Genomic DNA, 24,312 nt, shown 5'->3' on the forward strand with positions numbered 1-24,312 from the left:
CTTTTTGCAGTCCGTTTTCTCTTCCGTTTTACGCCTCTAAGGCTTGTACCCATGGACGAAACTCTCACCAAACTGGCGCTGGACTACCACGCCTACCCCACCCCCGGCAAAATCTCGGTCACCCCGACCAAGACGCTGGCCAACCAGGACGACCTGTCCCTGGCCTATTCCCCCGGCGTGGCGGCCGCGTGCATGGCCATCTTCGACCAGGGCGACGACGCCGCGTCCAAGTACACCTCGCGCGGCAACCTGGTGGGCGTGATCACCAACGGCACGGCCGTGCTGGGCCTGGGCAATATCGGCCCGCTGGCCGCCAAGCCGGTCATGGAAGGCAAGGGCTGCCTGTTCAAGAAGTTCGCCGGCATCGACGTGTTCGACATCGAACTGGCCGAAAACGACCCCGACAAGCTGGTCGACATCATCGCGGCGCTCGAACCCACGCTGGGCGGCGTCAACCTCGAGGACATCAAGGCGCCCGAGTGCTTCTACATCGAGAAGAAGCTGCGCGAGCGCATGAAGATCCCCGTCTTCCACGACGACCAGCACGGCACCGCCATCATCTCGTCGGCCGCCATCCTCAACGGCCTGAAGGTCGTGGGCAAGGATCTCGGCTCGGTCAAGCTCGCCTGCTCGGGCGCCGGCGCCGCCGCCATCGCCTGCCTGGACCTGCTGGTCAACCTGGGCGTCAAGCGCGAGAACATCTACGTGGTGGACTCCCGCGGCGTGATCTGGGAAGGCCGCGACGAGAACATGGAGGCCAACAAGAAGCGCTACGCGCAGAAGACCGACGCGCGCACGCTGGCCGACGTGGTCAACGGCGCCGACGTGTTCCTGGGCTGCTCGACCGCCGGCGTGCTGACCGCCGACATGGTCAAGACCATGGCCGCCAGCCCGCTGATCCTGGCGCTGGCCAACCCGGAACCGGAAATCCGTCCGGAAGTCGCCAAGGCCGCGCGCCCCGACTGCATCATCGCCACCGGCCGTTCGGACTACCCGAACCAGGTCAACAACGTGCTGTGCTTCCCCTTCATCTTCCGCGGCGCCATGGACGCCGGCGCCTCGCGCATCACGGAAGAAATGAAGCTGGCCTGCGTCAAGGCCATCGCCGAACTGGCCCAGGCCGAGCAGAACGACGAAGTGGCCCGCGCCTACGCCGGCCAGGAGCTGTCGTTCGGCCCCGACTACATCATTCCCAAGCCCTTCGACCCGCGCCTGATCGTCCAGATCGCGCCGGCCGTGGCCCAGGCCGCCGCCGACTCGGGCGTGGCCGCCCGTCCCATCGAGGACATCGAGGCCTACCGCCAGAAGCTGATGGGCTTCGTCTACCACTCCGGCCAGCTGATGCGTCCGCTGTTCGCCCAGGCCAAGAAGGCGCCCAAGCGCGTCATCTACGCCGACGGCGAAGACGAGCGCGTGCTGCGCGCGGTGCAGACCGTCAGCGACGAGAAGCTGGCCTTCCCGATCCTGGTCGGCCGCCCCTCCGTCATCGAGATGCGCATCAAGAAGTTCGGCCTGCGCCTGCTCGCCGGCAAGGACTTCGAGATCGTCGATCCCGAAGACGACAGCCGCTTCAACGAAACCTGGAACGCGTACTACCAGCTCAAGGGCCGCGAAGGCGTGACCCCGGCCATCGCCAAGGCGATGATCCGCAAGCACAACACGCTGATCGGCGCGATGCTGCTGCGCCGCGGCGACGCCGACGCGCTGCTGTGCGGCGTGGCCAGCAAGTACGACAACCAGCTCAAGTACGTGGACGAGATCATCGGCCGGAAGGAAGGCCAGACCTACGCCGCCCTGAACGTGCTGATGCTGCCCGACCAGACGCTGTTCGTCACCGACACGCACGTCAACGAAAACCCGACGGCCGAAGAAGTGGCGAACATCACGATCCAGGCCGCCGACGAGATGGTGCGCTTCGGCGTGGTGCCCAAGATCGCGCTGCTGTCGCACTCCAACTTCGGCAGCCGCGCGACCGACTCCTCGCGCAAGATGGCGCAGGCCAACCAGCTGGTGCGCGACCGCGCCCCCGACCTGGAAGTCGACGGCGAAATGCACGCCGACGCCGCCCTGTCGGAGAAGATCCGCATGCTGGCCTACCCGGACAGCACGTTGAAGGGCCGCGCCAACCTGCTGGTCATGCCCAACCTGGACACCGGCAACATCACGTACAACATGCTGAAGATGACCGGCAGCAACGGCATCGCCATGGGTCCGATCCTGCTGGGCGCGGCGCGCCCGGTGCACATCCTGACCACCAGCGCCACCGTGCGCCGCATCGTCAACATGACGGCGCTGGCCGTGGTGGACGCGCAGCAGGAAGCCGCCGAGGCCGCCAAGAAGCGCCGTTGATTCCCGACGGCCGCTAAGGCAAGGGGCGCCCGCCGTTCGCGGCGGCGCCCTTTTTCTTTGCAGGCGGCCAGGCCATCGCGCTGGCCCGCCTGCCTGTGCTGATGGTAAAACCGGTGTTGCCCTTGCTTATGGAGTCAACATGCTGGCCGATGCCCTGTATGCCTGGTTTCACTACCTGGCGATTTTCCTGCTCGTGGTGGTCCTGACGGCCGAAGCGGTGCTGCTGCGTCCCGAGCTCACCGTCAATGGCCTCAAGCGCCTGGTCATCTACGACCGCCTCTATCTGGCCAGCGCCGTGGTCGTGCTCATCACCGGCGTGCTGCGCCTGACGCTGGGCATCAAGGGCGCCGCCTTTTACATGGCCAATCCCTGGTTCCACGCCAAGATCACGCTGTTCGTCATCATCGCGCTGTGTTCGATCCCGCCCACCATGACCTTCCTGCGCTGGGCCAGGCAGTCGCGCCAGCAGCCGGAATTCCTGCCGGCGGCGGCCGACATCAAGCGCGCCCGCCGCTGGGTCATGATCGAATCGCACCTGTTCATCTTCCTGCCGCTGTTCGCCGTGCTGATGGCGCGCGGCATCGGCGCGTAGGACGCGCGCCGCCGCTCAGGGGCAGGACGCCCTGCTCTGCTGCGGCTCCTGGTCGCCCACGGTGATGGTGGCGAAATGGAAAACGCCCACCGCGTCGTTCTTCACCACCTCCACGACCTCGCCGGCCAGCGTCTGCATCACCGACATGCCCTCGGGTACGTCGGCCGCGCCATCGCGCTGCGCGGCCTGGCCGTTCCAGGGGCTCAACACCAGCACGCCCGGAAACGGCTCGCGCCGGTCGCCGCGGCCGCGCCGCGTCGTCTTGACCCGGGTGCCGGCGGCATAGCTCATCCCGCCCAGGCGCGCCGCGCAGGCCAGTTCCGCGTCGTCGACCCGCAGCAGGCGCCGCGCTTCGTCCAGGTATAGCGTGGGCTCGCTCAGGGGCAGTCCGTAAATGCGCAGCGCCACCGGATTCTTGACCTCGATGCGCCAGCGGTCGGGATCGCGCGAGCCATCGGTGTAGACCGAACCGTCCGAGCCATAGACCACCGAACCCGGCGCAAGCGCCAGGTCCCCGGCCCGGTTGCCCGGACCCAGCACGCACTTATCCAGCGCCTTCATGGCGCCGTCGGGCGCCACGTCGAACTCGATATCCTGGGTGGCGTCGCATCGCCAGCCCAGCACCGTCTGGCTGCCCTCGCCGCGCAGGATGACGTTGCGCGGATGGCGGCCCAGCAAGGCGTAGGTCTCGCGGTCGTAGTCGGAATCCAGGTAGCGGCGCGCGCTCGTGGCCTGAACGCCATACATGGCCACCGGCCGCGGGAACTGCGCTTCGAGATAGGTTTCCAGCTGCGCTTCGTCCTGCAGCTCCAGGCGCGTGCCGGCCGGCATGGCGACGCCGCCCACCGTGGTCTCCTGCTGCAAGGTCACCTTGCGCGCGGCCTGGGCGCGCGCGCTTTCCTTCTCCACCTGCCAGATCGCCATCTGGACCCAGGCATAGAAAGCGAAAGGTACGGCCAGCACCGCGAATATCAGGGTAGAGGTCTTCCAGTACCTGCGCACCGTGCGGCGCGCGCCCGCGCTGGCGACCAGGACCAGCGCCCAGCCGAGCAGCACGAGGCCGGCAAGAAAACCGAGGGAAACAAAGATATAGAAGCCGGCGGAAGGCAGTGCGATCGGAATCATGGGCAGGATGATATTCGCCTACGGGCGCCTGCCCGCCGCGCGGGCCGGCCCGGCAACAAAAAACCGCCCGAAGGCGGTTTATCGTTCAAGCCGGAAAGCGTATCAACGCTTGTCCATCGGGGGCACGTCGCGCGTGACCGAACCGGTGAACAGCTGGCGCGGACGGCCGATCTTGTAGTCGGGATCGGACAGCATTTCGTTCCACTGGGCGATCCAGCCCACCGTGCGGGCCAGCGCGAAGATGGCCGTGAACAGCGAGGTCGGGATGCCGATGGCGCGCTGCACGATGCCCGAGTAGAAGTCGACGTTCGGGTACAGCTTGCGCTGCACGAAGTACGGATCTTCCAGGGCGATGCGTTCCAGTTCCATGGCCAGCTTGAACAGCGGGTCGTTTTCCAGGCCCAGGGCCGAGAGCACTTCCTTGCAGGTTTCCTGCATCAGCTTGGCGCGCGGGTCGTAGTTCTTGTAGACGCGGTGGCCAAAGCCCATCAGGCGCACGCCCGAGTTCTTGTCCTTGACCTTCTCCATGAACTCGCCGACCTTGGCGATGCCGCCGTTGGCTTGCAGGTCTTCCAGCATCTGCAGGCAGGCTTCGTTGGCGCCGCCGTGGGCCGGACCCCACAGGCAGGCCACGCCGGCCGAGATGGCGGCGAAGGGGTTGGTCCCCGACGAACCGCACAGGCGCACGGTCGAGGTGGAGGCGTTCTGTTCGTGGTCGGCGTGCAGGATGAAGATGCGGTCCAGCGCGCGCTCGACCACTTCATTGACCTTGTACTCTTCGCACGGGGTGGCGAACATCATGCGCAGGAAGTTGCCCGTGTAGGACAGGTCGTTCTGCGGGTAGATGAAGGGCTGGCCTTGCGAGTACTTGTAGGCCATCGCGACCAGCGTCGGCATCTTGGCGATCAGGCGGATGGCCGAGATGTGGCGGTGCTGCGGGTTCGTGATGTCGGTGGAGTCGTGGTAGAACGCCGACAGCGCGCCGACCAGGCCCGTCAGGACGGCCATCGGATGCGCGTCGCGGCGGAAGCCGCGCAGGAAGAAATGCAGCTGCTCGTTGACCATCGTGTGATGGGTCACCTGCGAGTCGAAATCGGCCTTCTGGTCCTTGTTGGGCAGTTCGCCGTTCAGGATCAGGTAGCAGATGTCCATGAAGTCGCAGTTCACGGCCAGCTGTTCGATGGGGTAGCCGCGGTACAGCAGTTCGCCCTTGTCGCCGTCGATGTACGTGATGCCCGATTCGCAGGCGGCGGTGGACATGAAGCCCGGGTCAAACGTGAACATGCCCGTCTGGCCGTAAAGCTTGCGGATGTCGATCACATCCGGACCGACCGTGCCCTTGTACACAGGGAACTCGATGGGGGCGCTGCCATCCGAAAAGGATAGCGTGGCTTTTTTGTCAGACAGGTTCATGCTTTTTTCCTCTCAATTAATCAGAGCGCGCGCATCTGGCCAATAATGCTCCGCAGCCTGGGCGTGTCCAGCTCGCCTTCCAGCTCTTTGCGGGCCAGCAGCAGGTCGAGCAGATCGTTGTCTCCCAGCTCGAACAACTGCGTCAATGCGGCTACGTCATCATCGGTCAGCTCGGCCTCGTGGGCATCGAGATACCGGGTGATGATCAAGTCGTTTTCGAGCAGACCACGGCGTGCCCGCCAACGCAGACGCGCCCGCTGTAGTTCAGTAAGCCTGCTCATCATTACACCTTAATAAAAAGTCCTGCGCCGGGCCCGCCAGGCAGGCTGGCCGTCCCCGTTTTACAGGGGACATGGCCCGGCATTACATACAGACCGTAAACACTAGACCGTGCGACGGACCAGCAGTTCCTTGATCTTGCCGATCGCCTTGGTCGGGTTCAGGCCCTTGGGGCAGACGTCGACACAGTTCATGATGGTGTGGCAGCGGAACAGGCGGTACGGATCGTCCAGGTTGTCCAGGCGCGAGCCGGTGGCTTCGTCGCGGCTGTCGGCGATGAAGCGGTAGGCTTGCAGCAGGCCGGCCGGGCCGACGAACTTGTCCGGATTCCACCAGAACGACGGGCAGGAAGTGGAACAGCACGCGCACAGGATGCACTCGTACAGGCCGTCGAGCTCTTCGCGGGCCTCGGGCGACTGCAGGCGCTCTTTTTCGGGCGGCGGCGTGTCGTTGATGAGGTACGGGCGGATCGAGTGGTACTGGTTGAAGAAGTGCGTCATGTCCACGATCAGGTCGCGGATCACGGGCAGGCCCGGCAGCGGACGCAGGACGATGGGTTCCTTCAGTTCGCGCAGGTTGGTGATGCAGGCCAGGCCGTTCTTGCCGTTGATGTTCATGGCGTCCGAACCGCACACGCCTTCACGGCACGAGCGGCGCAGGGCCAGGCTGTCATCCACGTCGTTCTTGATGCGCACCAGCGCATCGAGCAGCATCTTGTCGGTGGGCTGGAGTTCGACTTCCAGCTTCTGCATGTAAGGGCGCTCGTCCTTGTCCGGATCGTAGCGGTAGATTTCGAACTTGACGATTCTCTTGGTGCTCATAATAGGCTCTATCCGGACTTAGAAGGTACGTGCCTTGGGCGGGAAGGACTCGACCGTCAGCGGCTTCATCTGCACGGGCTTGTACTCCAGGCGGCTGCCTTCGGAGTACCACAGCGTGTGTTTGAGCCAGTTCTCGTCGTCGCGGTTCGGGTGGTCATCCAGCGCGTGGGCGCCGCGGCTTTCGGTGCGGTTGGCCGCCGACTTGATCGTGGCGCGGGCCACTTCGGTCATGTTGGCGATTTCCAGCGCTTCGACGCGCGCGGTGTTGAACACCTTGGACTTGTCCTTGAAGTAGATGTCCTGGGCCTGCTTGGCCAGGTCTTCGATCTGCTCGACGCCTTCGTTGAGCAGGTCCAGCGTGCGGAACACGCCGCAGTGGCGCTGCATCGAGAAGCGGATGGCGTTGCCGATGTCCTGGGGCTTCTCGCCCGAGGTGCGCGATTCGAGGCGGTTGATGCGGTCCAGCGAGAACTCGACGGCCTGCTGCGGCACCGGCTGGTGCGAGTGCTGGCGCTCGGGGTGCGAATTCACGATGTGGTTGCCGGTGGCGCGGCCGAACACGATCAGGTCGAGCAGCGAGTTGGTGCCCAGGCGGTTGGCGCCGTGCACCGACACCGCGGCGCATTCGCCGATGGCGTACAGGCCGTTGACGATCTTGTTCTCGCCGTTTTCGCGCGTCAGCACCTGGCCGTGGTAGTTGGCCGGGATGCCGCCCATCTGGTAGTGGATGGTCGGGACGACGGGGATCGGTTCCTTGATCGGGTCGACGTTGCCGAACTTGATGGCGATTTCGCGGATCGAGGGCAGGCGCTTGTTGATCACGTCGGCGCCCAGGTGGTCGAGCTTCAGGACCACGTAGCTGCCGTCCGGACCGCAGCCGCGGCCTTCCTTGATTTCCTGGTCCATCGAGCGCGAGACGAAGTCGCGCGGGGCCAGGTCCTTCAGCGTGGGCGCATAGCGCTCCATGAAGCGCTCGCCATCCTTGTTCAGCAGGATGCCGCCTTCGCCGCGCACGCCTTCGGTGATCAGCACGCCGGCGCCGGCCACGCCGGTCGGGTGGAATTGCCAGAATTCCATGTCCTGCAGCGGGATGCCCGCGCGGGCGGCCATGCCCAGGCCGTCACCGGTATTGATGAAGGCGTTGGTGGAAGCGGCCCAGATGCGGCCGGCGCCGCCGGTGGCCAGCACCGTGGTCTTGGCTTCCAGGATGTAGATTTCGCCCGTTTCCATTTCGAGGGCGGTCACGCCCACGACGTCGCCGGCCTCGTTGCGCAGCAGGTCCAGCGCCATCCATTCGACGAAGAACTGGGTGCGCGCGGCGACGTTGCGCTGGTAGAGGGTGTGCAGCAGCGCGTGGCCGGTGCGGTCGGCCGCGGCACAGGCGCGCTGGACCGGCTTCTCGCCGAAGTTGGCGGTGTGGCCGCCGAACGGGCGCTGGTAGATCGTGCCGTCGGGGTTGCGGTCGAAGGGCATGCCGAAGTGCTCGAGCTCGTACACGGCGTTCGGGGCTTCGCGGCACATGAATTCGATGGCATCCTGGTCGCCCAGCCAGTCCGACCCCTTGACGGTGTCGTACATGTGCCAGTACCAGTTGTCTTCGCTCATGTTGCCCAGCGAGGCGCTCACGCCGCCCTGGGCGGCAACCGTGTGCGAACGCGTGGGGAACACTTTGGACAGCACCGCAACGGACAGGCCCGCTTGGGACAGTTGCAGCGAACAACGCATGCCGGCTCCACCGGCACCGACGACCACCACATCAAACTGGCGGCGCGGCAGGGATTTCAGGACAGAGACCACGGCTTAAATGCTCCAGAGGATTTGCGCAAAGTAAACGACCGAACCGACCAGCCAGAGGATCGTCAGCACTTGCAGCAGCAGGCGCAGGCCCGCCGACTTGACGTAGTCCATCCAGATGTCGCGCACGCCAATCCAGGCGTGCCAGGCCAGCGCAACGAATGCCAGGGTGGCCAGGATCTGGCCGACCGGAAGAACGCCCACGTAGAAATTGAACAGCGCGGTCCAGTGTTCGTACGTGAAGGCCGGCATCATCAGGATGCCGATGAGCAGCACCAGCGTGTACACGGCCATGATGACCGCGGTGACGCGCTGAATGATGAAATCCATGACGCCGTAATGGGCGCCCACGACCAGACGCTTGGGTCCGTAGTTTTTGACGTCGGCCATTACAGCACTCCGAACAGTTTGAGGGCGAACACGAGGGTCAGCGCGAGGCTCACCCCGAAAACCACGCCGGCGCTCTTCTTGGCCGACAGCTTGTCGATGCCGAGATGCAGGTCCAGCAGCAGGTAGCGGATACCGGCGCAGAAGTGGTGCAGATAACCCCAGACGAGGACCAGGAACACGAGCTTGACTATCGGGTTGCCGGCGTACACGGCCACGGCGGCGAACGTCTGCGGCGCGGCCACGCTGGCCGCGAACAGCGGCAGGATGACCAAGGGAAGACAGAGGAACAGCAGCGCGCCGCTGACGCGGTGCAGGATGGACAGTTTGCCGGCCAGGGGCAGGCGATAGCTGGCGAGTTGCGCAATGCCAATATTGCGAAACTGCGGACGTGGCTTGGCAGCGGTGTCGGACATGACGGCCTCGGTGTTTCGGAACTAGGGAATCGTTACGGCAAGAACGCCGTGCCCATTTCGAGCCCCTTGCGGGGACCCTGGCGGGAAATCACGGTATTTTCGCCCAGAGACAGGGTTGGTATCAAATCGTAGTCAAAAAGCTCATCAATTCAAACTATTGCGGTAATGGTATCGATCGGTCAAGTACAAGCCCCGACGTATTTCCATGGGGCGGTCACCGTAGGTGTAGGACACCCGATCCACCTGCAACAACGGCGTCCCGGCGGGGACATTAAGCAGCGCACAGACCTCGGCCGGCGCGACGACCGCGCGCAGCTTCTCGTCCGCGCGCACCATGCTCACGCCGAATTCGGATTCGAACAGACCATAGAGCGGCGCCTTGTTGGCGGTCAGCAGTTCCAGGGTCAGTCCGCGGAAAATGGAACCCGGCAGCCAGATGTCGTCGACCACGGTGGGCGCATGCCCCAGGGACAACAGGCGGCGGATCATCACGACGGTTTCGCCGGCGCGCAGGTCCAGGGCGCGCGCGATCTCGGCCGGCGCCCGCAGGCGGCGGCATTCGAGGATGCGGCTTTCGGCGCGGCCGGCCTCGGTCTCGTCGTCGGGGGCCAGGCGCAGGAAGCGGTAGCGCACGCGCGCTTCGTGGTGGGTGGCGACGAAGGTGCCCTTGCCCTGGCGGCGCAGCAGCATGTGCTCGGCGGCCAGTTCGTCGACCGCCTTGCGCACCGTGCCCTGGCTCACCTGGAAACGGGCGGCGAGGTCGATCTCGCTGGGGATGAGCTCGCCCGGCTTCCATTCGCCGCGTTCGAGGCTCTGGACCAGCAGGTCCTTGATCTGGCGGTACAGCGGACTGAAAGCGGCCCCCTCGCCCGCCGGACGGGCGGCGCGATTGCGTAGGGAGGTTTCGGGCCGGGACTCTGCCATGGATCTTTTTGGTTGTGTCATGTTTATCCGGAGAATGGGAAGGCGGCGCAAGGGACGCGAACCCATCCGCAATGCGCTGCCGCCGCGCGCTGTCGGTGCAGCGTGCCGGCTCGATACAGGCGCGTGGCCCGTCGAGGCTGCGGCGCATTCGAATAAACGCTCTATTGTGGCATATCGCGGCTGGCGCTGTCCAACGTCTTATGTCTTATATAAGATAGAAGAGCAATTGACGCATACGTAAAATCAATCTAGGATTCAGCGCTATCCGGGCGCCAGGTCGCGCGCTGCGCGCGCGCCGGTTTCAACGGCCCAGCGATTACACTGATTGGTGAGATTTTTTTCTCGCCAAACCATTACGGAGAACGTCCATGTCCAAGCCTGCCTTGCGTGTCGCCGTCACCGGCGCCGCCGGCCAAATCGGTTACGCACTGCTATTCCGCATCGCCTCGGGCGAAATGCTGGGTAAAGATCAACCCGTCATCCTGCAACTGCTGGAAATCCCCGACGAGAAGGCGCAAAAGGCCCTGAAGGGCGTCATCATGGAACTGGATGACTGCGCCTTCCCGCTGCTGCAGGAAGTCACCGCCCACAGCGACCCGCGCACCGCCTTCAAGGACGCCGACGTGGCCCTGCTGGTCGGCGCCCGCCCGCGCGGCCCCGGCATGGAGCGCAAGGACCTGCTGTCGGTCAACGCCCAGATCTTCACGGCGCAGGGCAAGGCCCTGAACGACGTGGCCAGCCGCAATGTCAAGGTGCTGGTCGTGGGCAACCCCGCCAACACCAACGCCTACATCGCCATGAAGTCGGCGCCGGACCTGCCCGCCAAGAACTTCACCGCCATGCTGCGCCTGGACCACAACCGCGCTCTGTCGCAACTGGCCGCCAAGTCCGGCAAGGCCGTGGCCGACATCGAGAAGCTGGTCGTGTGGGGCAACCACTCGCCCACCATGTACCCCGACTACCGCTTCGCCACCGTCGGCGGCGAATCGCTGGCCAAGCTGATCAACGACGACGCCTGGAACCGCGACACGTTCATCCCCACCGTGGGCAAGCGCGGCGCCGCCATCATCGAAGCCCGCGGCCTGTCCTCGGCCGCCTCGGCCGCCAACGCCGCCATCGACCACGTCCGTGACTGGGTCCTGGGCAGCAACGGCAAGTGGGTCACGATGGGCATCCCGTCGGACGGCTCCTACGGCATCCCCGAAGGCATCATCTACGGCGTGCCGGTCACGACCGAAAACGGCGAATACAAGCGCGTCGAAGGCCTGGAAATCGACGCCTTCTCGCGCGAGCGCCTGGACTTCACGCTGAAAGAGCTCCTCGAAGAGCGCGACGGCGTCAAGGACCTGCTGAAGTAAGCAGCGCAGGATGAAAGGATTGGGCCCGTTTTCGGGCCCAATTCCTAGCTGCCCGCGCATGCGCGGCATAAACCTGTCCCTTTGCCCGCGCGAAGGGGACAGCTTTATGTTCCGGGCCCGCAGCCCGCTTCCCCATCGTGCCATCCGGGGCTTCCAAGAACATCCGGGCCTCATATACATACCCATACGGAGACCACCCATGTCCAAACCCGAATCCGCCGGCGCCCTCTTCCGCCGCGCGCTCGCCGAAGAAAGCCCGCTGCAGATCATCGGCGCCATCAACGCCAACCACGCGCTGCTGGCCAAGCGCGCCGGCTACCGCGCCATCTACCTGTCGGGCGGCGGCGTGGCGGCCGGCTCGCTGGGCCTGCCCGACCTGGGCATCAACACGATGGACGACGTCCTGACCGACGTGCGCCGCATCACCGACGTCTGCGACGTGCCGCTGCTGGTGGACATCGACACCGGCTTCGGCCCGTCGGCGTTCAACATCGCCCGCACCGTCAAGAGCCTGATCAAGTTCGGCGCCGCCGCCTGCCACATCGAGGACCAGGTCGGCGCCAAGCGCTGCGGCCACCGTCCGGGCAAGGAAATCGTCTCGACCGAGGAAATGGCCGACCGCGTCAAGGCCGCGGCCGACGCCCGCACCGACAGCGACTTCTACCTCATCGCCCGCACCGACGCGATCGCCTCGCACGGCGTGGACGCCGCGATCGAGCGCGCGCTGGCCTGCGTGGAAGCCGGCGCCGACGCCATCTTCGCCGAGGCCGCCTACGACCTGCCCACCTACGACCGCTTCGTCAAGGCCGTCAAGGTGCCGGTGCTGGCCAACATCACCGAATTCGGCAAGACCCCGCTGTTCTCGGTTGAAGAGCTCAAGAGCGTGGGCGTGGGCATGGTGCTCTACCCGCTGTCGGCCTTCCGCGCCATGAACAAGGCCGCCGAAGCCGTCTACACCGCCATCCGCCGCGACGGCCACCAGAAGAACGTGGTCGACCTGATGCAGACGCGCGAGGAACTGTACGACCGCATCGGCTACCACGAATTCGAATCGAAACTGGACGCGCTGTTCCAGAAGGGCAAGGCCTGACGATAACCGGCGCCGCGGCCACGGCCCGGCGCCATGCAAACCCACCCATTGCATCGACCCCCGCGAAAGGAAAGGAGTAGAGACATGAGCATGGCTCCCAAGAAGCAGGAAGCGAAGACCGACGCCAAGCCGGAAGAAAAGGCCGGCTTCAAACCCAAGAAGTCGGTGGCGCTGTCCGGCGTGGTCGCCGGCAACACCGCGCTGTGTACGGTCGGCCGAAGCGGCAACGACCTGCACTACCGTGGCTATGACATCCTGGACCTGGCCGACGCCAGCGAGTTCGAGGAAGTCGCCCACCTGCTCGTGCACGGCAAGCTGCCCAACAAGGCCGAACTGAAGGCCTACAAGGAAAAGCTGCGCAGCCTGCGCGGCCTGCCCGCCCAGCTGCAAGCCGCGCTGGAAGCCCTGCCCGCCGCCAGCCACCCCATGGACGTGATGCGCACCGCCGTGTCGGTGCTGGGCTGCGTGCTGCCCGAGAAGGACGACCACAACATCCCCGGCGCGCGCGACATCGCCGACCGCCTGATGGCCAACCTGGGCTCGGCGCTGCTGTACTGGTACCACTACAGCCACAACGGCCGCATCATCGACGTGCAGACCGACGACGACAGCATCGGCGGCCACTTCCTGCACCTGCTGCACGGCGAGAAGCCCAGCGAGGACTGGGTCAAGGCCATGCACATCTCGCTGAACCTGTACGCCGAGCATGAGTTCAACGCGTCCACGTTCACCTCGCGCGTCATCGCCGGCACCGGCTCGGACATGTACTCGGCCATCACCGGCGCCATCGGCGCGCTGCGCGGTCCCAAGCACGGCGGCGCCAACGAAGTCGCCTTCGAAGTGCAGAAGCGCTACGAGACCCCGGACGAGGCCGAGGCCGACATCCGCCGCCGCGTCGAAGCCAAGGAAGTCGTGATCGGCTTCGGCCACCCGGTCTACACCGTGTCCGACCCGCGCAACAAGGTCATCAAGGACGTGGCCAAGAAGCTGTCCAAGAAGGCCGGCAGCACCAAGATGTTCGACATCGCCGAGCGCCTGGAAACCGTGATGTGGGACATCAAGAAGATGTTCCCCAACCTGGACTGGTTCTCGGCCGTCAGCTACCACATGATGGGCGTGCCCACCGCCATGTTCACCCCGCTGTTCGTCATCGCGCGCACCGCGGGCTGGTCGGCCCACATCATCGAACAGCGCATCGACAACAAGATCATCCGCCCCACCGCCAACTACGTGGGTCCGGAAGATCAGAAGTTCGTGCCGATCGAAAAGCGCAAGTAAGGCGACCCATGGGCCCGCGCATGAAACCGGCAGCGCCGCGCGGGCCCCGGGCCTCCTGTACTCACTCAGGAGAGGTTCCGACATGTCTGCCCCGATATCCAACGTGCGTCCCGATCCCGACCAGGTCCTGGTCGACATCGCCGACTACGTACTGAACTACGAAATCAACAGCGGCCTGGCCTACGAGACCGCCCGCAACTGCCTCATCGACACCCTGGGCTGCGGCCTGGAAGCGCTGGAATATCCGGCGTGCAGAAAGCTGCTGGGCCCGATCGTGCCCGGCACCGCCGTTCCCCACGGCGCCAAGGTCCCCGGCACCCAGTTCCAGCTCGACCCGGTCCAGGCCGCGTTCAACATCGGCGCGATGATCCGCTGGCTGGACTTCAACGACACCTGGCTGGCCGCCGAATGGGGCCACCCGTCCGACAACCTGGGCGGCATCCTGGCCACCGCCGACTGGCTCTCGCGCACCGCCGTGGCCGCCGGCAAGCCGCCGCTGTCCATGCGCGACGTGCTGACCGGCATGATCAAGGCGCATGAAATCCAGGGCTGCATCGCGCTGGAGAATTCCTTCAACAAGGTCGGCCTGGACCACGTGGTGCTGGTGAAGGTCGCTTCCACCGCCGTGGTGGCGCAGATGCTGGGCCTGAGCCGCGACGAAGTGATCAACGCCGTCTCGCTGGCCTGGGTCGACGGACAAAGCCTGCGCACCTACCGGCACGCGCCCAACACCGGCAGCCGCAAGAGCTGGGCCGCCGGCGACGCCACCAGCCGCGCGGTGCGCCTGGCCCTGATCGCCCGCACCGGCGAAATGGGCTATCCCTCGGTGCTGACGGCTCCCACCTGGGGCTTCTACGACGTGCTGTTCAAGGGCCAGCCGCTGCGCTTCCAGCGCCCCTACGGCAGCTACGTCATGGAAAACGTGCTGTTCAAGATCTCGTTCCCGGCCGAATTCCATGCGCAGACCGCCGTCGAATGCGCCATGGACATCCATCGCCGGCTCGCCGCGGCGGGCAAGCGTCCCGAGGACATCGCGAAGATCACGATCCGCACGCACGAGGCGTGCATCCGCATCATCGACAAGAAAGGCCCGCTCGCCAATCCGGCCGACCGCGACCACTGCATCCAGTACATGGTGGCCGTGCCCATCCTGTTCGGGCGCCTGACCGCGGCCGACTACGAGGACTCGGTGGCCCGCGATCCGCGCATCGACGCGCTGCGCGACCGCATCGTCTGCGTCGAGGACCCGGCCTACACCCGCGACTACCACGATCCCGACAAGCGCTCCATCGCCAACGCGCTGACGGTGGAATTCAATGACGGCGCCCGCCTGGACGAAGTGGTCTGCGAATATCCCATCGGCCACAAGCGCCGCCGCGCCGAAGGCATCCCGCTGCTGGAGGAAAAATTCCGCACCAACCTGGCGCGCATGTTCCCGCCGCGCCAGCAGGCGCGCATCCTGCAGGCCTCGCTGGACCAGGGCGCGCTGGAGGCCATGCCGGTGCACGAGTACGTGGATCTGTATGTGATCTGAACCTTGATCCGAAGGCTGGCCGCGGGCCCGCGCGAACGCGGGCCTGCCGTGGCCGCGCAGCTTACAATGCGGCTTTCCTCGGACGGATCGCGCCATGGCCATGCTTTGGGTCAAGACCTTTCACATAGTCTTCATCGCCTCCTGGTTCGCCGGCTTGTTCTACCTGCCGCGCATCTACGTGAACCTGGCGCAACAATCGGACCCCACCGTCCAGGCCACGCTGCTGGGCATGGCGCGCCGCCTGTACCGCTTCACCAGCATCCTCGCCGTGGTCGCCGTGCTGCTCGGCCTGTGGCTGTACATCGGCTACGGCATCGGCATGGGGCCCGGCAACGGCTGGATGCACGCCAAGCTCTTTTTCGTCCTGCTCGTGATCGGCTACCATCACGCCTGTGGCTCGATGCTGCGCAAATTCGAACGGGGCGAAAACACCCGTACGCACAAGTTCTATCGCTGGTTCAACGAAGTTCCCGTCTTGCTGCTCTTGGTGGTGGTGGCGCTGGTCGTCGTCAAACCCTTCTGATTCCCCCTACCTCTGCATTCGCCAGGATTCGTATGTCCTCAGATGACCAGGACCGTCCGCGCAAGACGCTGACCATCAAGAAAACCGCGCGCGACGCGCACGCCGAAGACAGCCGCAAGCGCACCCGCAGCGGCGCCCGCGCCCGGCTGGTGGCGCAGAACGAACGCGCCCGCGAAGCCGCCGAGCGGCAGAAGAATCCGGCGCCCGCGCCACGGTCCAAGCAGGACGAGGCCGGCGGCCCGGCACGCAAGCGCGCCGGCGGTCCGCGCCGCGCCCCGCGCGAACGCGACGACCAGTACATCGCCCCGGCCACGCCGGCCGGGCGCTTTTACGACCCGTTCGAGGACGACGCCCCGCCGCCCGGCTACCTGGAGCAATCCGAGCCCGACGACGCGCCGCAGCGCCACGAACCCGCCGTCGAAGTCCGCCCCCGCCGCCCGCGCGAACCGCGCCAGGCCGAGGTGTTCCCGGTCTTCGCGCCCTGCCCCCAGGGGCTGGAAGAAGCGCTGACGGCGGAAATGCAGGCGCTGGGCTTCGACGACGCCCGCATCGGCCGGGCCGGCTGCTCGTTCAGCGCAGACTGGTCGGGCGTGCAGCGCGCCAACCTGTATTCGCGCCTGGCGACCCGCATCCTGGTGCAGGTCGCGCACGCCGAGATCTCGCACGAGGACGACATCCTGGACCTGGCGCGCGATACGCCCTGGGAACGCTGGTTCGGCGCCGAGCAGACGCTGCGCGTGGACACCTCGGCCATCAAGAGCCCGGTGCAAAGCCTGCAATACTGCAACCTGCGCGCCAAGGACGGCATCTGCGACCGCCTGCGCGAACGCGAAGGCGAACGTCCCAGCATCGACACGGTGCGCCCGGACGCGCGCGTGCACCTGTTCCTGACCGGCCACACCGCCACGTTGTACCTGGACACGTCCGGCGAATCCCTGTTCAAGCGCGGCTGGCGCCTGGACAAGGGCGAGGCGCCGCTGCGCGAGAACCTGGCCGCCGGCATGCTGGCGCTGGCGGGCTGGGACCCGGCCGCGCCGCTGCTCGACCCGTTCTGCGGCTCCGGCACCATTCTCATCGAGGGCGCCTGGATCGCCCTGGGCGTGCCGCCGGGCATCTCGCGTCCCTTCGGCTTCGAGCGCCTGCGCGGCCACGATCCCTACCGCTGGCGCGACCTCAAGGAAGACGCCCGCTCGCGCATCCTGCCGCAACTGGAAGCGCCGCTGGTCGGCTACGACCTGGACCCGCAAGCCATCGAGTTTGCCCGTAACAACGCCGAGCGCGCCTGGCTGACGGCGGACTCGATCCGCTTCGAAGTCGGCGACGCCCGCCACATCACGGCGCCCGCCGACCACGGCTGGATCGTCACTAACCCGCCCTACGGCGAACGCATGGGGACGGAACAGGACCCGGACCTGTGGCGCGACTGGGCGGCCTGCCTGAAGCGCAACTTCGCCGGCTGGCAGCTGCACGCCATCACCAGCGACCTGACCCTGCCCAACCAGATGCGCCTCAAGCCCAAGCGTCGGGTGCCGCTGCACAACGGCTCGCTGGACTGCCGACTGTTCGGCTTCGAACTGGTCGCGGCCGGCTATCGGGACGCCTGAATCCCCTCGCCTGCCTGTCAACGCGCAGCAACATAGTGCATCTATCTTTGCTTATGGTGCTGCGCCGTGCCGTTTTGGTGCATCATCGGACGGTGGTGTTGCCGATATGCACCAGCCTCTTGCACAAGTTCAGGGTTAACCCCTATAATTCGGGTTATCCCTAGTAGCGAAACAACTGTGCAAGCCCGTGGAGGCTAACGTGATCAACCCGAACAACACCATCCGCCTGACCGACGAACTCGAGCGCCAACTGATGCTCCAGGCTATTGAAGAACAATTCCGTCCGCACCCGATGCGGGCGCTGGCCGCCGGCCTGCGTAAGCTGGCCCACGGCGTCCGTGCCCTGGCCGGCAAGACGAGCGCCAAAGACGCGCACTCCGCCGCCTGAGCATGGCCCGGGCCGCAAGGCCCCGACGATTTTCCCCTTGGGGGCTGCACAGCCCCTTTTAAGACCCGCCCTTACCGGCGGGTTTTTTTTCGCCGCGGCGCAGACTAGGCCGCGTAGCGGCGCGGCGTGACCGTCGCGACGCGCGAGGCGGGACCGCGGCGCAGCCAGTCGCGCCCGGCAGCGTGTACTCGCTGGCGGGCGGCGCCGTCCAGATCGTCTGCGCATCGATCGCATGGCGCGAATTGCGGCCATGATGCGGTCATCTGGTCCGAAATGCGGCCAATCGCGCCGCGCCGCTTTTGTGCTTGCGCGCGTACTGAATTAGAATAATCGGTTACGCCCGGCCTTGCGCCGGAACCACATCTGCTGGTTGGAGAGGACGCCATGTCGCCAGACGCCCTGTTCCAATTGGGGATCGTCTCAGTCCGTCTGAACACCTCCCTAACGGAAACCCCGGAAAACCCGGAAACCCCGGAAACCCCAGATAGCCGGGAATATTCCCGCGCTCGCCTGGCCGTCGGCCGTGGCCGGCCTCATCCCGAGCACTTCCCGAGCATCTAGCCCGGATACCGAGGGCCGCTTTTGCTGCCCGCCCCGCGCCCGCCCGGCCGCAAGCCGGACAGGTTCCGTCATTGCGCGCGCCCCGCCGGGCCTGCGCTTACGTACAAGGGACATCGTGATCCAGACGCCCTACTACCTCATCGACAGCTCGCGCCTCATGGAGAACATGCGGCGCATCGACCACGTGCGCCGGCATTCCGGCGCCAAGGTGCTGCTCGCCCTCAAATGCTTCGCCACCTGGTCGGTATTCGACCTGATGCGCGAATACATGGACGGCACCACGTCCTCGTCGCTGTACGAAGTGCGGCTGGGCCGCGAGAAGTTCGGCGGCGAGACCCATGCCTACAGCGTGGCCTACGCCGACCATGAAATCGACGAAGTGGTCTCGTACGCCGACAAGATCATTTTCAACAGCCTGGGCCAGCTGGAACGCTACGGCGCGCGCGCGGCCGGGCTGCCGGTGGGCCTGCGCCTGAACCCGGGCGTGAGCAGTTCGGGCTTCGACCTGGCCGACCCGGCGCGCCCGTTCAGCCGCCTGGGCGAAAGCGATCCGGCGCGCATCGCGGCCGTGCTGGACCGCGTCAGCGGCTTCATGATCCACAACAACTGCGAGAACCGCGATTTCGCGCGCTTCGACGCCTTGCTGGGCGAGGTCGAGGCGCGCTACGGCGAGCTGCTGGCGCGGGTGCAATGGGTGAGCCTGGGCGGCGGCATCCATTTCACCGGCGAAGGCTATGCGCTGGACGATTTCTGCGCGCGCCTGCGCGCCTTCTCCGAGAAGTACGGGGTGCAGGTCTACCTGGAGCCCGGCGAGGCCGCCATCACCGACAGCGCCAGCCTGGAAGTGACGGTGCTGGACACTTCGTACAACGGCAAGCAGCTGGCCGTGGTGGACGCCTCCATCGAGGCCCACATGCTGGACCTGCTGATCTACCGCCTGCAGGCGCGCGTGGAGCCCGATGCCGGGCCGCACCGCTGCCTGGTCTACGGCAAGTCCTGCCTGGCCGGCGACATCTTTGGCGAATTCGATTTCCCGCAGCCGCTGGCCGTGGGACAGCGGCTGTCGATCCGCGACGCCGCCGGCTACACCATGGTCAAGAAAAACTGGTTCAACGGCCTGACCATGCCCGCCATCGTCGTGCGCGACCTGGATGGCACCGAACGCGTGGTGCGCCAGTTCGGCTACCGCGATTACGTCGACAGTCTGTCCTGAGCGTCCGGCCAGGCCATCCACAACAAGGAGTTGTCCAGATGAAGCCCAATATCCTCATCATCGGCGCTGGCGGCGTGGCGCACGTGGTCGCGCACAAGTGCGCCCAGCACAACGACCGCCTGGGCGAAATCCACATCGCCTCGCGCACCCTGGAAAAATGCCAGGCCATCCTGGAGTCCGTGCACGCCAAGGGCAGCCTGCGCCAGCCCGGCCTGCTGCGCGCGCACCGCCTGGACGCGATGGACATCGGCGCCACCGAAGCGCTGATCAGGAAGACCGCCGCCCGCATCGTCATCAACGTGGGCTCGGCCTTTCTCAACATGTCGGTGCTGGAGGCCTGCCTGCGCACCGGCGCCGCCTACCTCGACACGGCCATCCACGAACAGCCCGACCAGGTCTGCGAAGCGCCCCCCTGGTACGCCAACCACGAATGGAAGCGGCGCGAGGCCTGCCAGGCCGCCGGCGTCACCGCCATCCTGGGCGCGGGCTTCGACCCCGGCGTGGTCAACGCCTATGCGCGCCTGGCCTGCGACGACTACTTCGACCGCGTCGAGTCGATCGACATCGTGGACATCAACGCGGGCAGGCACGGCCGCTACTTCGCCACCAACTTCGATCCCGAGGTGAACTTCCGCGAATTCACCGGCACGGTCTGGTCCTGGCAGGGCGGCCAGTGGACCTCCGCCCAGATGTTCCAGTACCGCAAGGAATGGGACCTGCCGGTGGTGGGCCGCCAGACCGCCTACCTGACCGGCCACGACGAGCTGCATTCGCTCTCGCAGCATCTGGACGTGCCCGACATCCGCTTCTGGATGGGCTTCGGCGAGCACTACATCAACGTGTTCACCGTGCTGAAGAACCTGGGCATGCTGTCCGAGAAGCCGGTGCGCACGGCCGAGGGCCTGGAAGTGGTGCCCTTGAAGGTGCTCAAGGCCGTGCTGCCCGACCCGGCCTCGCTCGCGCCCACCTATACCGGCAAGACCTGCATCGGCAATCTGGTGCGCGGCGAAAAGGACGGCAAGGCGCACGAGATCTTCATCTACAACGTCTGCGACCACGAGGAAAGCTATCGCGAGATCGGCAGCCAGGCCATCTCCTATACGGCGGGCGTGCCCGCGGCGGCGGCCGCCCTGCTGATCGCCGACGGCACCTGGGACGTGCGCCGCATGGCCAACATCGAGCAGTTGCCGCCCCGCCCCTTCCTGTCGCTGCTGGCCGCCATGGGCCTGGAGACCCGGGTGCGCGAGGACGGCCGCGACCTGCCGCTGTCGACGCTGGAAGATTCGGTCGACGCCTAGGGCCTGTTCACACTAAAAGGATCCACGCACAGGCCGGAATGCCGGCGCCGGCATTCCGGGCATAATACGCGTCCATGACCGACGCCCATCTCGACCAGACCCCCAATCGGCTGCGCCGATTCGCCTGCATGATGTACGAAGCCGTGCTGCTGTTCGGCGTGGTGTTCCTGGCCGGCTACCTGATGGACACGCTGACCCAGAGCCGGAACGCGCTGGACCTGCGCAGCGCCCGCCAGGCCTGGCTGTTCGTCGCGATCGGCGCCTATTTCGTGCTGTGCTGGCGCCGCCGCGGCCAGACGCTGCCCATGAAGACCTGGAACATCCGCCTGGTCGAGCAGGACGGCAGCATTCCGTCCACCCCCCGCCTGATCCTGCGCTACGTCCTGGCCTGGCCGCTGGTGCTGGCCGGCGCCGGCCTGGTCTGGGCGGCCGCCCAGGCCACCGGCTGGCCGTCGATGGACATGTTCATCGTGGCCGCGCCCTTCACCATCTTCATCTGGTCGTGGTTCGATCCCGACGGCCAGTTCCTGCATGACCGCATCCTGGGCACGCGGCTGCGCAACGCGCCGCCGCACAAAAAGGCGCGCTAGCGTCACAACAGCGTCATAAAGGTTTCACGGTCCCGTCATCGCGGGGTGGTTTCATTGCCATGAACAACCACAGCCCTTGGGGACGCGACCGTGAACGACATCCAGCCTGCACACTGGCGCACCCTCTGGATCTCCGATATTCACTTGGGCACCGCCGGGTGCAAGGCGGAGTTCCTGCTGGACTTCCTGGACCACAACGATTCCGACACGCTGTACCTGGTGGGCGACATCGTCGACGGCTGGCAGCTGCGCAAGCACTGGCACTGGCCGCGCGCCCACAACGACGTGATCCAGCGCATCCTGCGCAAGGCGCGCAACGGCACCCGGGTGGTGTTCATTCCCGGCAACCATGACGAGTTCGCGCGCGAATTCGCCGGCTACGCCTTCGGCGACATCGAAATCCTCGACGAGGACGTGCACGTCACCGCCAAGGGCCTGCAGCTGCTGGTGCTGCATGGCGACCAGTTCGACGGGGTGGTCCAGCACAGCCGCTGGCTGGCCCACCTGGGCGACGGCCTCTACCAGCTGGCGCTGTGGGTCAACCATCACTTCAACCGGCTGCGCCACCGGCTGGGGCTGCATTACTGGTCACTGTCCCAATACCTCAAGCACAAGGTCAAGAACGCCGTGTCGTTCATCACCGACTTCGAGGAAGCGCTGGCGGGCGAGGCCCGCCGCCGCGGCCTGGACGGCGTGGTCTGCGGCCACATCCACAAGGCCGAGCTGCGCGACGTGAACGGCATACTCTATTGCAACGATGGAGACTGGGTCGAAAGCCTGTCGGCCCTGGGCGAAACCCACGAAGGCCAGCTCCAGCTGCTGGACTGGGCCGCCATGCAGGCCGAACGGCGCACCCAGCCCGGCCCCCGCCAGCGCTCGCTGACCCTGCCCGCCCTGCCTTCGGCGCTGCGCCGCCAAAGCAAACACCCGTGATAACCCTTATGCGTCCCCGTTACGCAACGGGGATGTTGCAGTTCACGGCCCTCTAGGTCATGCTTGCACCTGGGGCGACGGGCGATCTGACCCGTTCACGCTGCAACATGCTCACAACATAGGGCCATGAACGACCAATATCAGGCGCTCTACCAAACATTCCGCTGGCTGGTACCCACCCAGTTCAACATCGCGGAAGCGTGCTGCCACCGCTGGGCATCCAGCAGTCCGGATGCGCGGCGCATCGCCATCTACTACGAAGACGAATCCGGCAACCGCGAGGTCTGGACCTATGCGCGCCTGGCGGAAGCCGCCAACCAGCTGGCCAACGGCCTGATCAAGATGGGCGTGGGCCGCGGCGACCGGGTCGGTGTGGTTTTGGGGCAACGTCCCGAGACCGTGGTGGCGCACATGGCCATCTACAGCGTCGGCGCCGTGGTCCTGCCCTTATCCGCCCTGTTCGGCCCGGAAGCCCTGGAGAGCCGCCTGCGCGACGCCGAGGCCCGCGTCGCGATCGTGGACTACGCCTCCAGCGCCAACCTGCTGTCCATCAGCGACGACTGTCCCGCGCTGCAGCAGATCATCGGCATCGGCTTCGCCGACGAACGCGTGCTGCCCTGGCGCAGCCTGCTGGCCCGCCAGCCCAGCGAATTCAAGGCCGTCCCGACCCGCTCCTCCGACCCGGCCATCCTGCTCTATACCTCCGGCACCACCGGCGCGCCCAAGGGCGCGCTATTGCCGCACAGCGTGCTGATCGGCAACCTGCCGGGCTTCGTGGCCTCGCAGGACTGGTTCCCCAAGCCCGGCGACGTCTTCTGGTCACCCGCAGACTGGGCCTGGACCGGCGGCATGATGGACGCGCTGCTGCCCACGCTCTACTTCGGCCACGCCATCGTCGGCACGCGCGGGCGCTTTTCCGTCGAGCGCGCGTTCGAGCTGATGGAGCGCTACCAGGTCACCAACACCTTCCTCTTCCCCACCGCCCTCAAGATGATGATGAAGGCCGTGCCCGAGCCGCGCAACCGCTACCAGCTGGCGCTGCGCTCGGTCATGAGCGCCGGCGAAAGCGTGGGCGAAAGCGTGTTCGAATGGTGCCGCTCGGCGCTGGGCGTGACGCCCAACGAGATGTTCGGCCAGACCGAAATGAACTACGTGGTGGGCAACAGCCACAAGCGCTGGCCCGCCAAGCCCGGCAGCATGGGCCGCCCCTATCCCGGCCACAACGTCGCCGTGCTGGACGACGAAGGCAAGCCGGTGGCCCCCGGCGGCACCGGCGAGATCGCCGTCAACCGGCTCGACATCCACGGCTACCCCGACCCGGTGATGTTCCTGGGCTACTGGCGCAACGAAGCCGCCACCCAGGCCAAGTTCAAGGGCGACTGGTGCCTGACCGGCGACCTGGCCACCGTGGATGCCGACGGCTACCTCTGGTATGCCGGCCGCGCCGACGACGTCTTCAAGTCCGCCGGCTACCGCATCGGTCCCGGGGAAATCGAAAGCTGCCTGGTCGGGCATCCGGCCGTGGCCAACGCGGCGGTGGTGCCCAAGCCCGACCCCGAGCGCGGCGCGCTGGTGAAGGCCTATGTGGTCCTGACCCCGGAATTCGCCCAGCGCGAGCGCGGCGAACTCGTCGAAAGCCTGCAGGAACACGTGCGCGAGCGCCTGGCCCCCTACGAATATCCGAAGGAGATCGAGTTCGTCGACGAGCTGCCCATGACCACCACCGGTAAAATCCAACGTCGCATCCTGCGCCAGCGCGAAGAAGACCTCGCGCGCCTGGCCGCAGCCACGACAGACGCGCCGCCGGCCTCCAAGGCCTGAGGCCGCACAGGAGACCCCAGG

The 24,312-nt window shown here is 66.1% G+C and carries 22 protein-coding genes; 14 read left to right on the forward strand and 8 right to left on the reverse strand.

The features are described 5' to 3' along the window. Nucleotides 1-51 precede the first annotated feature (51 nt). On the forward strand, nt 52-2,349 hold the full coding sequence (locus tag AC1IQ6_RS20990) for an NADP-dependent malic enzyme (protein ID WP_102774493.1): 2,298 nt from the start codon (nt 52-54) through the stop codon (nt 2,347-2,349). 139 nt (nt 2,350-2,488) lie between these two features. Then, complete coding sequence (locus AC1IQ6_RS20995; RefSeq protein ID WP_102774492.1) at nt 2,489-2,941, forward strand: DUF2214 family protein; 453 nt, start codon at nt 2,489-2,491, stop codon at nt 2,939-2,941. Between the two features lie 15 nt (nt 2,942-2,956). Here AC1IQ6_RS20995 and AC1IQ6_RS21000 read toward each other — a convergent pair whose 3' ends face one another. The 8 genes from AC1IQ6_RS21000 to AC1IQ6_RS21035 form a co-directional block, all read right to left on the reverse strand. Continuing rightward, nucleotides 2,957-4,066, reverse strand: a complete 1,110-nt coding sequence (locus AC1IQ6_RS21000) for a hypothetical protein (protein ID WP_485865259.1) — start codon at nt 4,064-4,066, stop codon at nt 2,957-2,959. Between the two features lie 102 nt (nt 4,067-4,168). Continuing rightward, the gene (locus AC1IQ6_RS21005; protein ID WP_102774490.1) at nt 4,169-5,479 is read right to left on the reverse strand and encodes a citrate synthase; all 1,311 of its coding nucleotides are present in this window, start codon (nt 5,477-5,479) and stop codon (nt 4,169-4,171) included. Between the two features lie 20 nt (nt 5,480-5,499). Continuing rightward, on the reverse strand, nt 5,500-5,760 hold the full coding sequence (locus AC1IQ6_RS21010) for a succinate dehydrogenase assembly factor 2 (protein ID WP_102774564.1): 261 nt from the start codon (nt 5,758-5,760) through the stop codon (nt 5,500-5,502). 102 nt (nt 5,761-5,862) lie between these two features. Continuing rightward, entirely contained in the window at nt 5,863-6,579 is a 717-nt protein-coding gene (locus AC1IQ6_RS21015; RefSeq protein WP_102774489.1) for a succinate dehydrogenase iron-sulfur subunit, read from the reverse strand. A gap of 18 nt (nt 6,580-6,597) precedes the next feature. Next, complete coding sequence (sdhA, locus tag AC1IQ6_RS21020) at nt 6,598-8,376, reverse strand: succinate dehydrogenase flavoprotein subunit (protein ID WP_111826627.1); 1,779 nt, start codon at nt 8,374-8,376, stop codon at nt 6,598-6,600. A 3-nt stretch (nt 8,377-8,379) separates the two neighbouring features. Continuing rightward, the gene (gene sdhD, locus AC1IQ6_RS21025) at nt 8,380-8,763 is read right to left on the reverse strand and encodes a succinate dehydrogenase, hydrophobic membrane anchor protein (RefSeq protein ID WP_102774487.1); all 384 of its coding nucleotides are present in this window, start codon (nt 8,761-8,763) and stop codon (nt 8,380-8,382) included. Further along, nucleotides 8,763-9,176, reverse strand: coding sequence for a succinate dehydrogenase, cytochrome b556 subunit (gene sdhC, locus AC1IQ6_RS21030; protein WP_102774486.1), 414 nt, complete (start codon nt 9,174-9,176; stop codon nt 8,763-8,765). The genes sdhD and sdhC overlap by 1 nt, the downstream gene beginning before the upstream one ends. Before the next feature lie 144 nt (nt 9,177-9,320). After that, nucleotides 9,321-10,100, reverse strand: a complete 780-nt coding sequence (locus AC1IQ6_RS21035; RefSeq protein WP_102774485.1) for a GntR family transcriptional regulator — start codon at nt 10,098-10,100, stop codon at nt 9,321-9,323. A gap of 368 nt (nt 10,101-10,468) precedes the next feature. Between AC1IQ6_RS21035 and AC1IQ6_RS21040 the strand changes: the two genes are divergently transcribed. The 12 genes from AC1IQ6_RS21040 (at nt 10,469) to AC1IQ6_RS21095 (ending at nt 24,291) form a co-directional block, all read left to right on the forward strand. Further along, nucleotides 10,469-11,458, forward strand: a complete 990-nt coding sequence (locus tag AC1IQ6_RS21040; RefSeq protein ID WP_049072248.1) for a malate dehydrogenase — start codon at nt 10,469-10,471, stop codon at nt 11,456-11,458. A gap of 199 nt (nt 11,459-11,657) precedes the next feature. Further along, nucleotides 11,658-12,548 carry a methylisocitrate lyase gene (prpB, locus tag AC1IQ6_RS21045; protein ID WP_102774484.1) on the forward strand — a complete coding sequence of 297 codons (891 nt, stop codon included), beginning with the start codon at nt 11,658-11,660 and terminating at the stop codon, nt 12,546-12,548. An 84-nt stretch (nt 12,549-12,632) separates the two neighbouring features. Continuing rightward, nucleotides 12,633-13,826: a bifunctional 2-methylcitrate synthase/citrate synthase gene (gene prpC, locus AC1IQ6_RS21050; protein ID WP_102774483.1), complete on the forward strand. Its 1,194-nt coding sequence runs from the start codon at nt 12,633-12,635 to the stop codon at nt 13,824-13,826. Between the two features lie 82 nt (nt 13,827-13,908). Next, nucleotides 13,909-15,360: a bifunctional 2-methylcitrate dehydratase/aconitate hydratase gene (locus AC1IQ6_RS21055; protein ID WP_111826626.1), complete on the forward strand. Its 1,452-nt coding sequence runs from the start codon at nt 13,909-13,911 to the stop codon at nt 15,358-15,360. A gap of 100 nt (nt 15,361-15,460) precedes the next feature. Beyond that, nucleotides 15,461-15,883 (forward strand): CopD family protein, encoded by a 423-nt coding sequence (locus tag AC1IQ6_RS21060; RefSeq protein WP_102774563.1) that lies wholly within the window; start codon nt 15,461-15,463, stop codon nt 15,881-15,883. A gap of 32 nt (nt 15,884-15,915) precedes the next feature. Beyond that, a complete protein-coding gene (locus AC1IQ6_RS21065; RefSeq protein WP_111826625.1) occupies nt 15,916-17,487 on the forward strand; it encodes a THUMP domain-containing protein in 1,572 nt (523 codons plus the stop codon). Nucleotides 17,488-17,686: 199 nt separating this feature from the next. Further along, nucleotides 17,687-17,875, forward strand: coding sequence for a hypothetical protein (locus tag AC1IQ6_RS21070; protein WP_168202251.1), 189 nt, complete (start codon nt 17,687-17,689; stop codon nt 17,873-17,875). Between the two features lie 676 nt (nt 17,876-18,551). Next, nucleotides 18,552-19,649: a carboxynorspermidine decarboxylase gene (locus tag AC1IQ6_RS21075; protein ID WP_111826624.1), complete on the forward strand. Its 1,098-nt coding sequence runs from the start codon at nt 18,552-18,554 to the stop codon at nt 19,647-19,649. A gap of 38 nt (nt 19,650-19,687) precedes the next feature. Continuing rightward, nucleotides 19,688-20,947 (forward strand): saccharopine dehydrogenase family protein, encoded by a 1,260-nt coding sequence (locus AC1IQ6_RS21080; protein ID WP_102774475.1) that lies wholly within the window; start codon nt 19,688-19,690, stop codon nt 20,945-20,947. Between the two features lie 74 nt (nt 20,948-21,021). Beyond that, nucleotides 21,022-21,537: an RDD family protein gene (locus AC1IQ6_RS21085; protein WP_209164971.1), complete on the forward strand. Its 516-nt coding sequence runs from the start codon at nt 21,022-21,024 to the stop codon at nt 21,535-21,537. Between the two features lie 90 nt (nt 21,538-21,627). Continuing rightward, nucleotides 21,628-22,470, forward strand: a complete 843-nt coding sequence (locus AC1IQ6_RS21090; protein WP_102774473.1) for a UDP-2,3-diacylglucosamine diphosphatase — start codon at nt 21,628-21,630, stop codon at nt 22,468-22,470. Nucleotides 22,471-22,596: 126 nt separating this feature from the next. After that, nucleotides 22,597-24,291: an acetate--CoA ligase gene (locus tag AC1IQ6_RS21095; protein ID WP_111826621.1), complete on the forward strand. Its 1,695-nt coding sequence runs from the start codon at nt 22,597-22,599 to the stop codon at nt 24,289-24,291. The last annotated feature ends 21 nt before the right edge of the window (nt 24,292-24,312 follow it).

Source organism: Achromobacter sp. MUI-25009338, assembly GCF_057359325.1.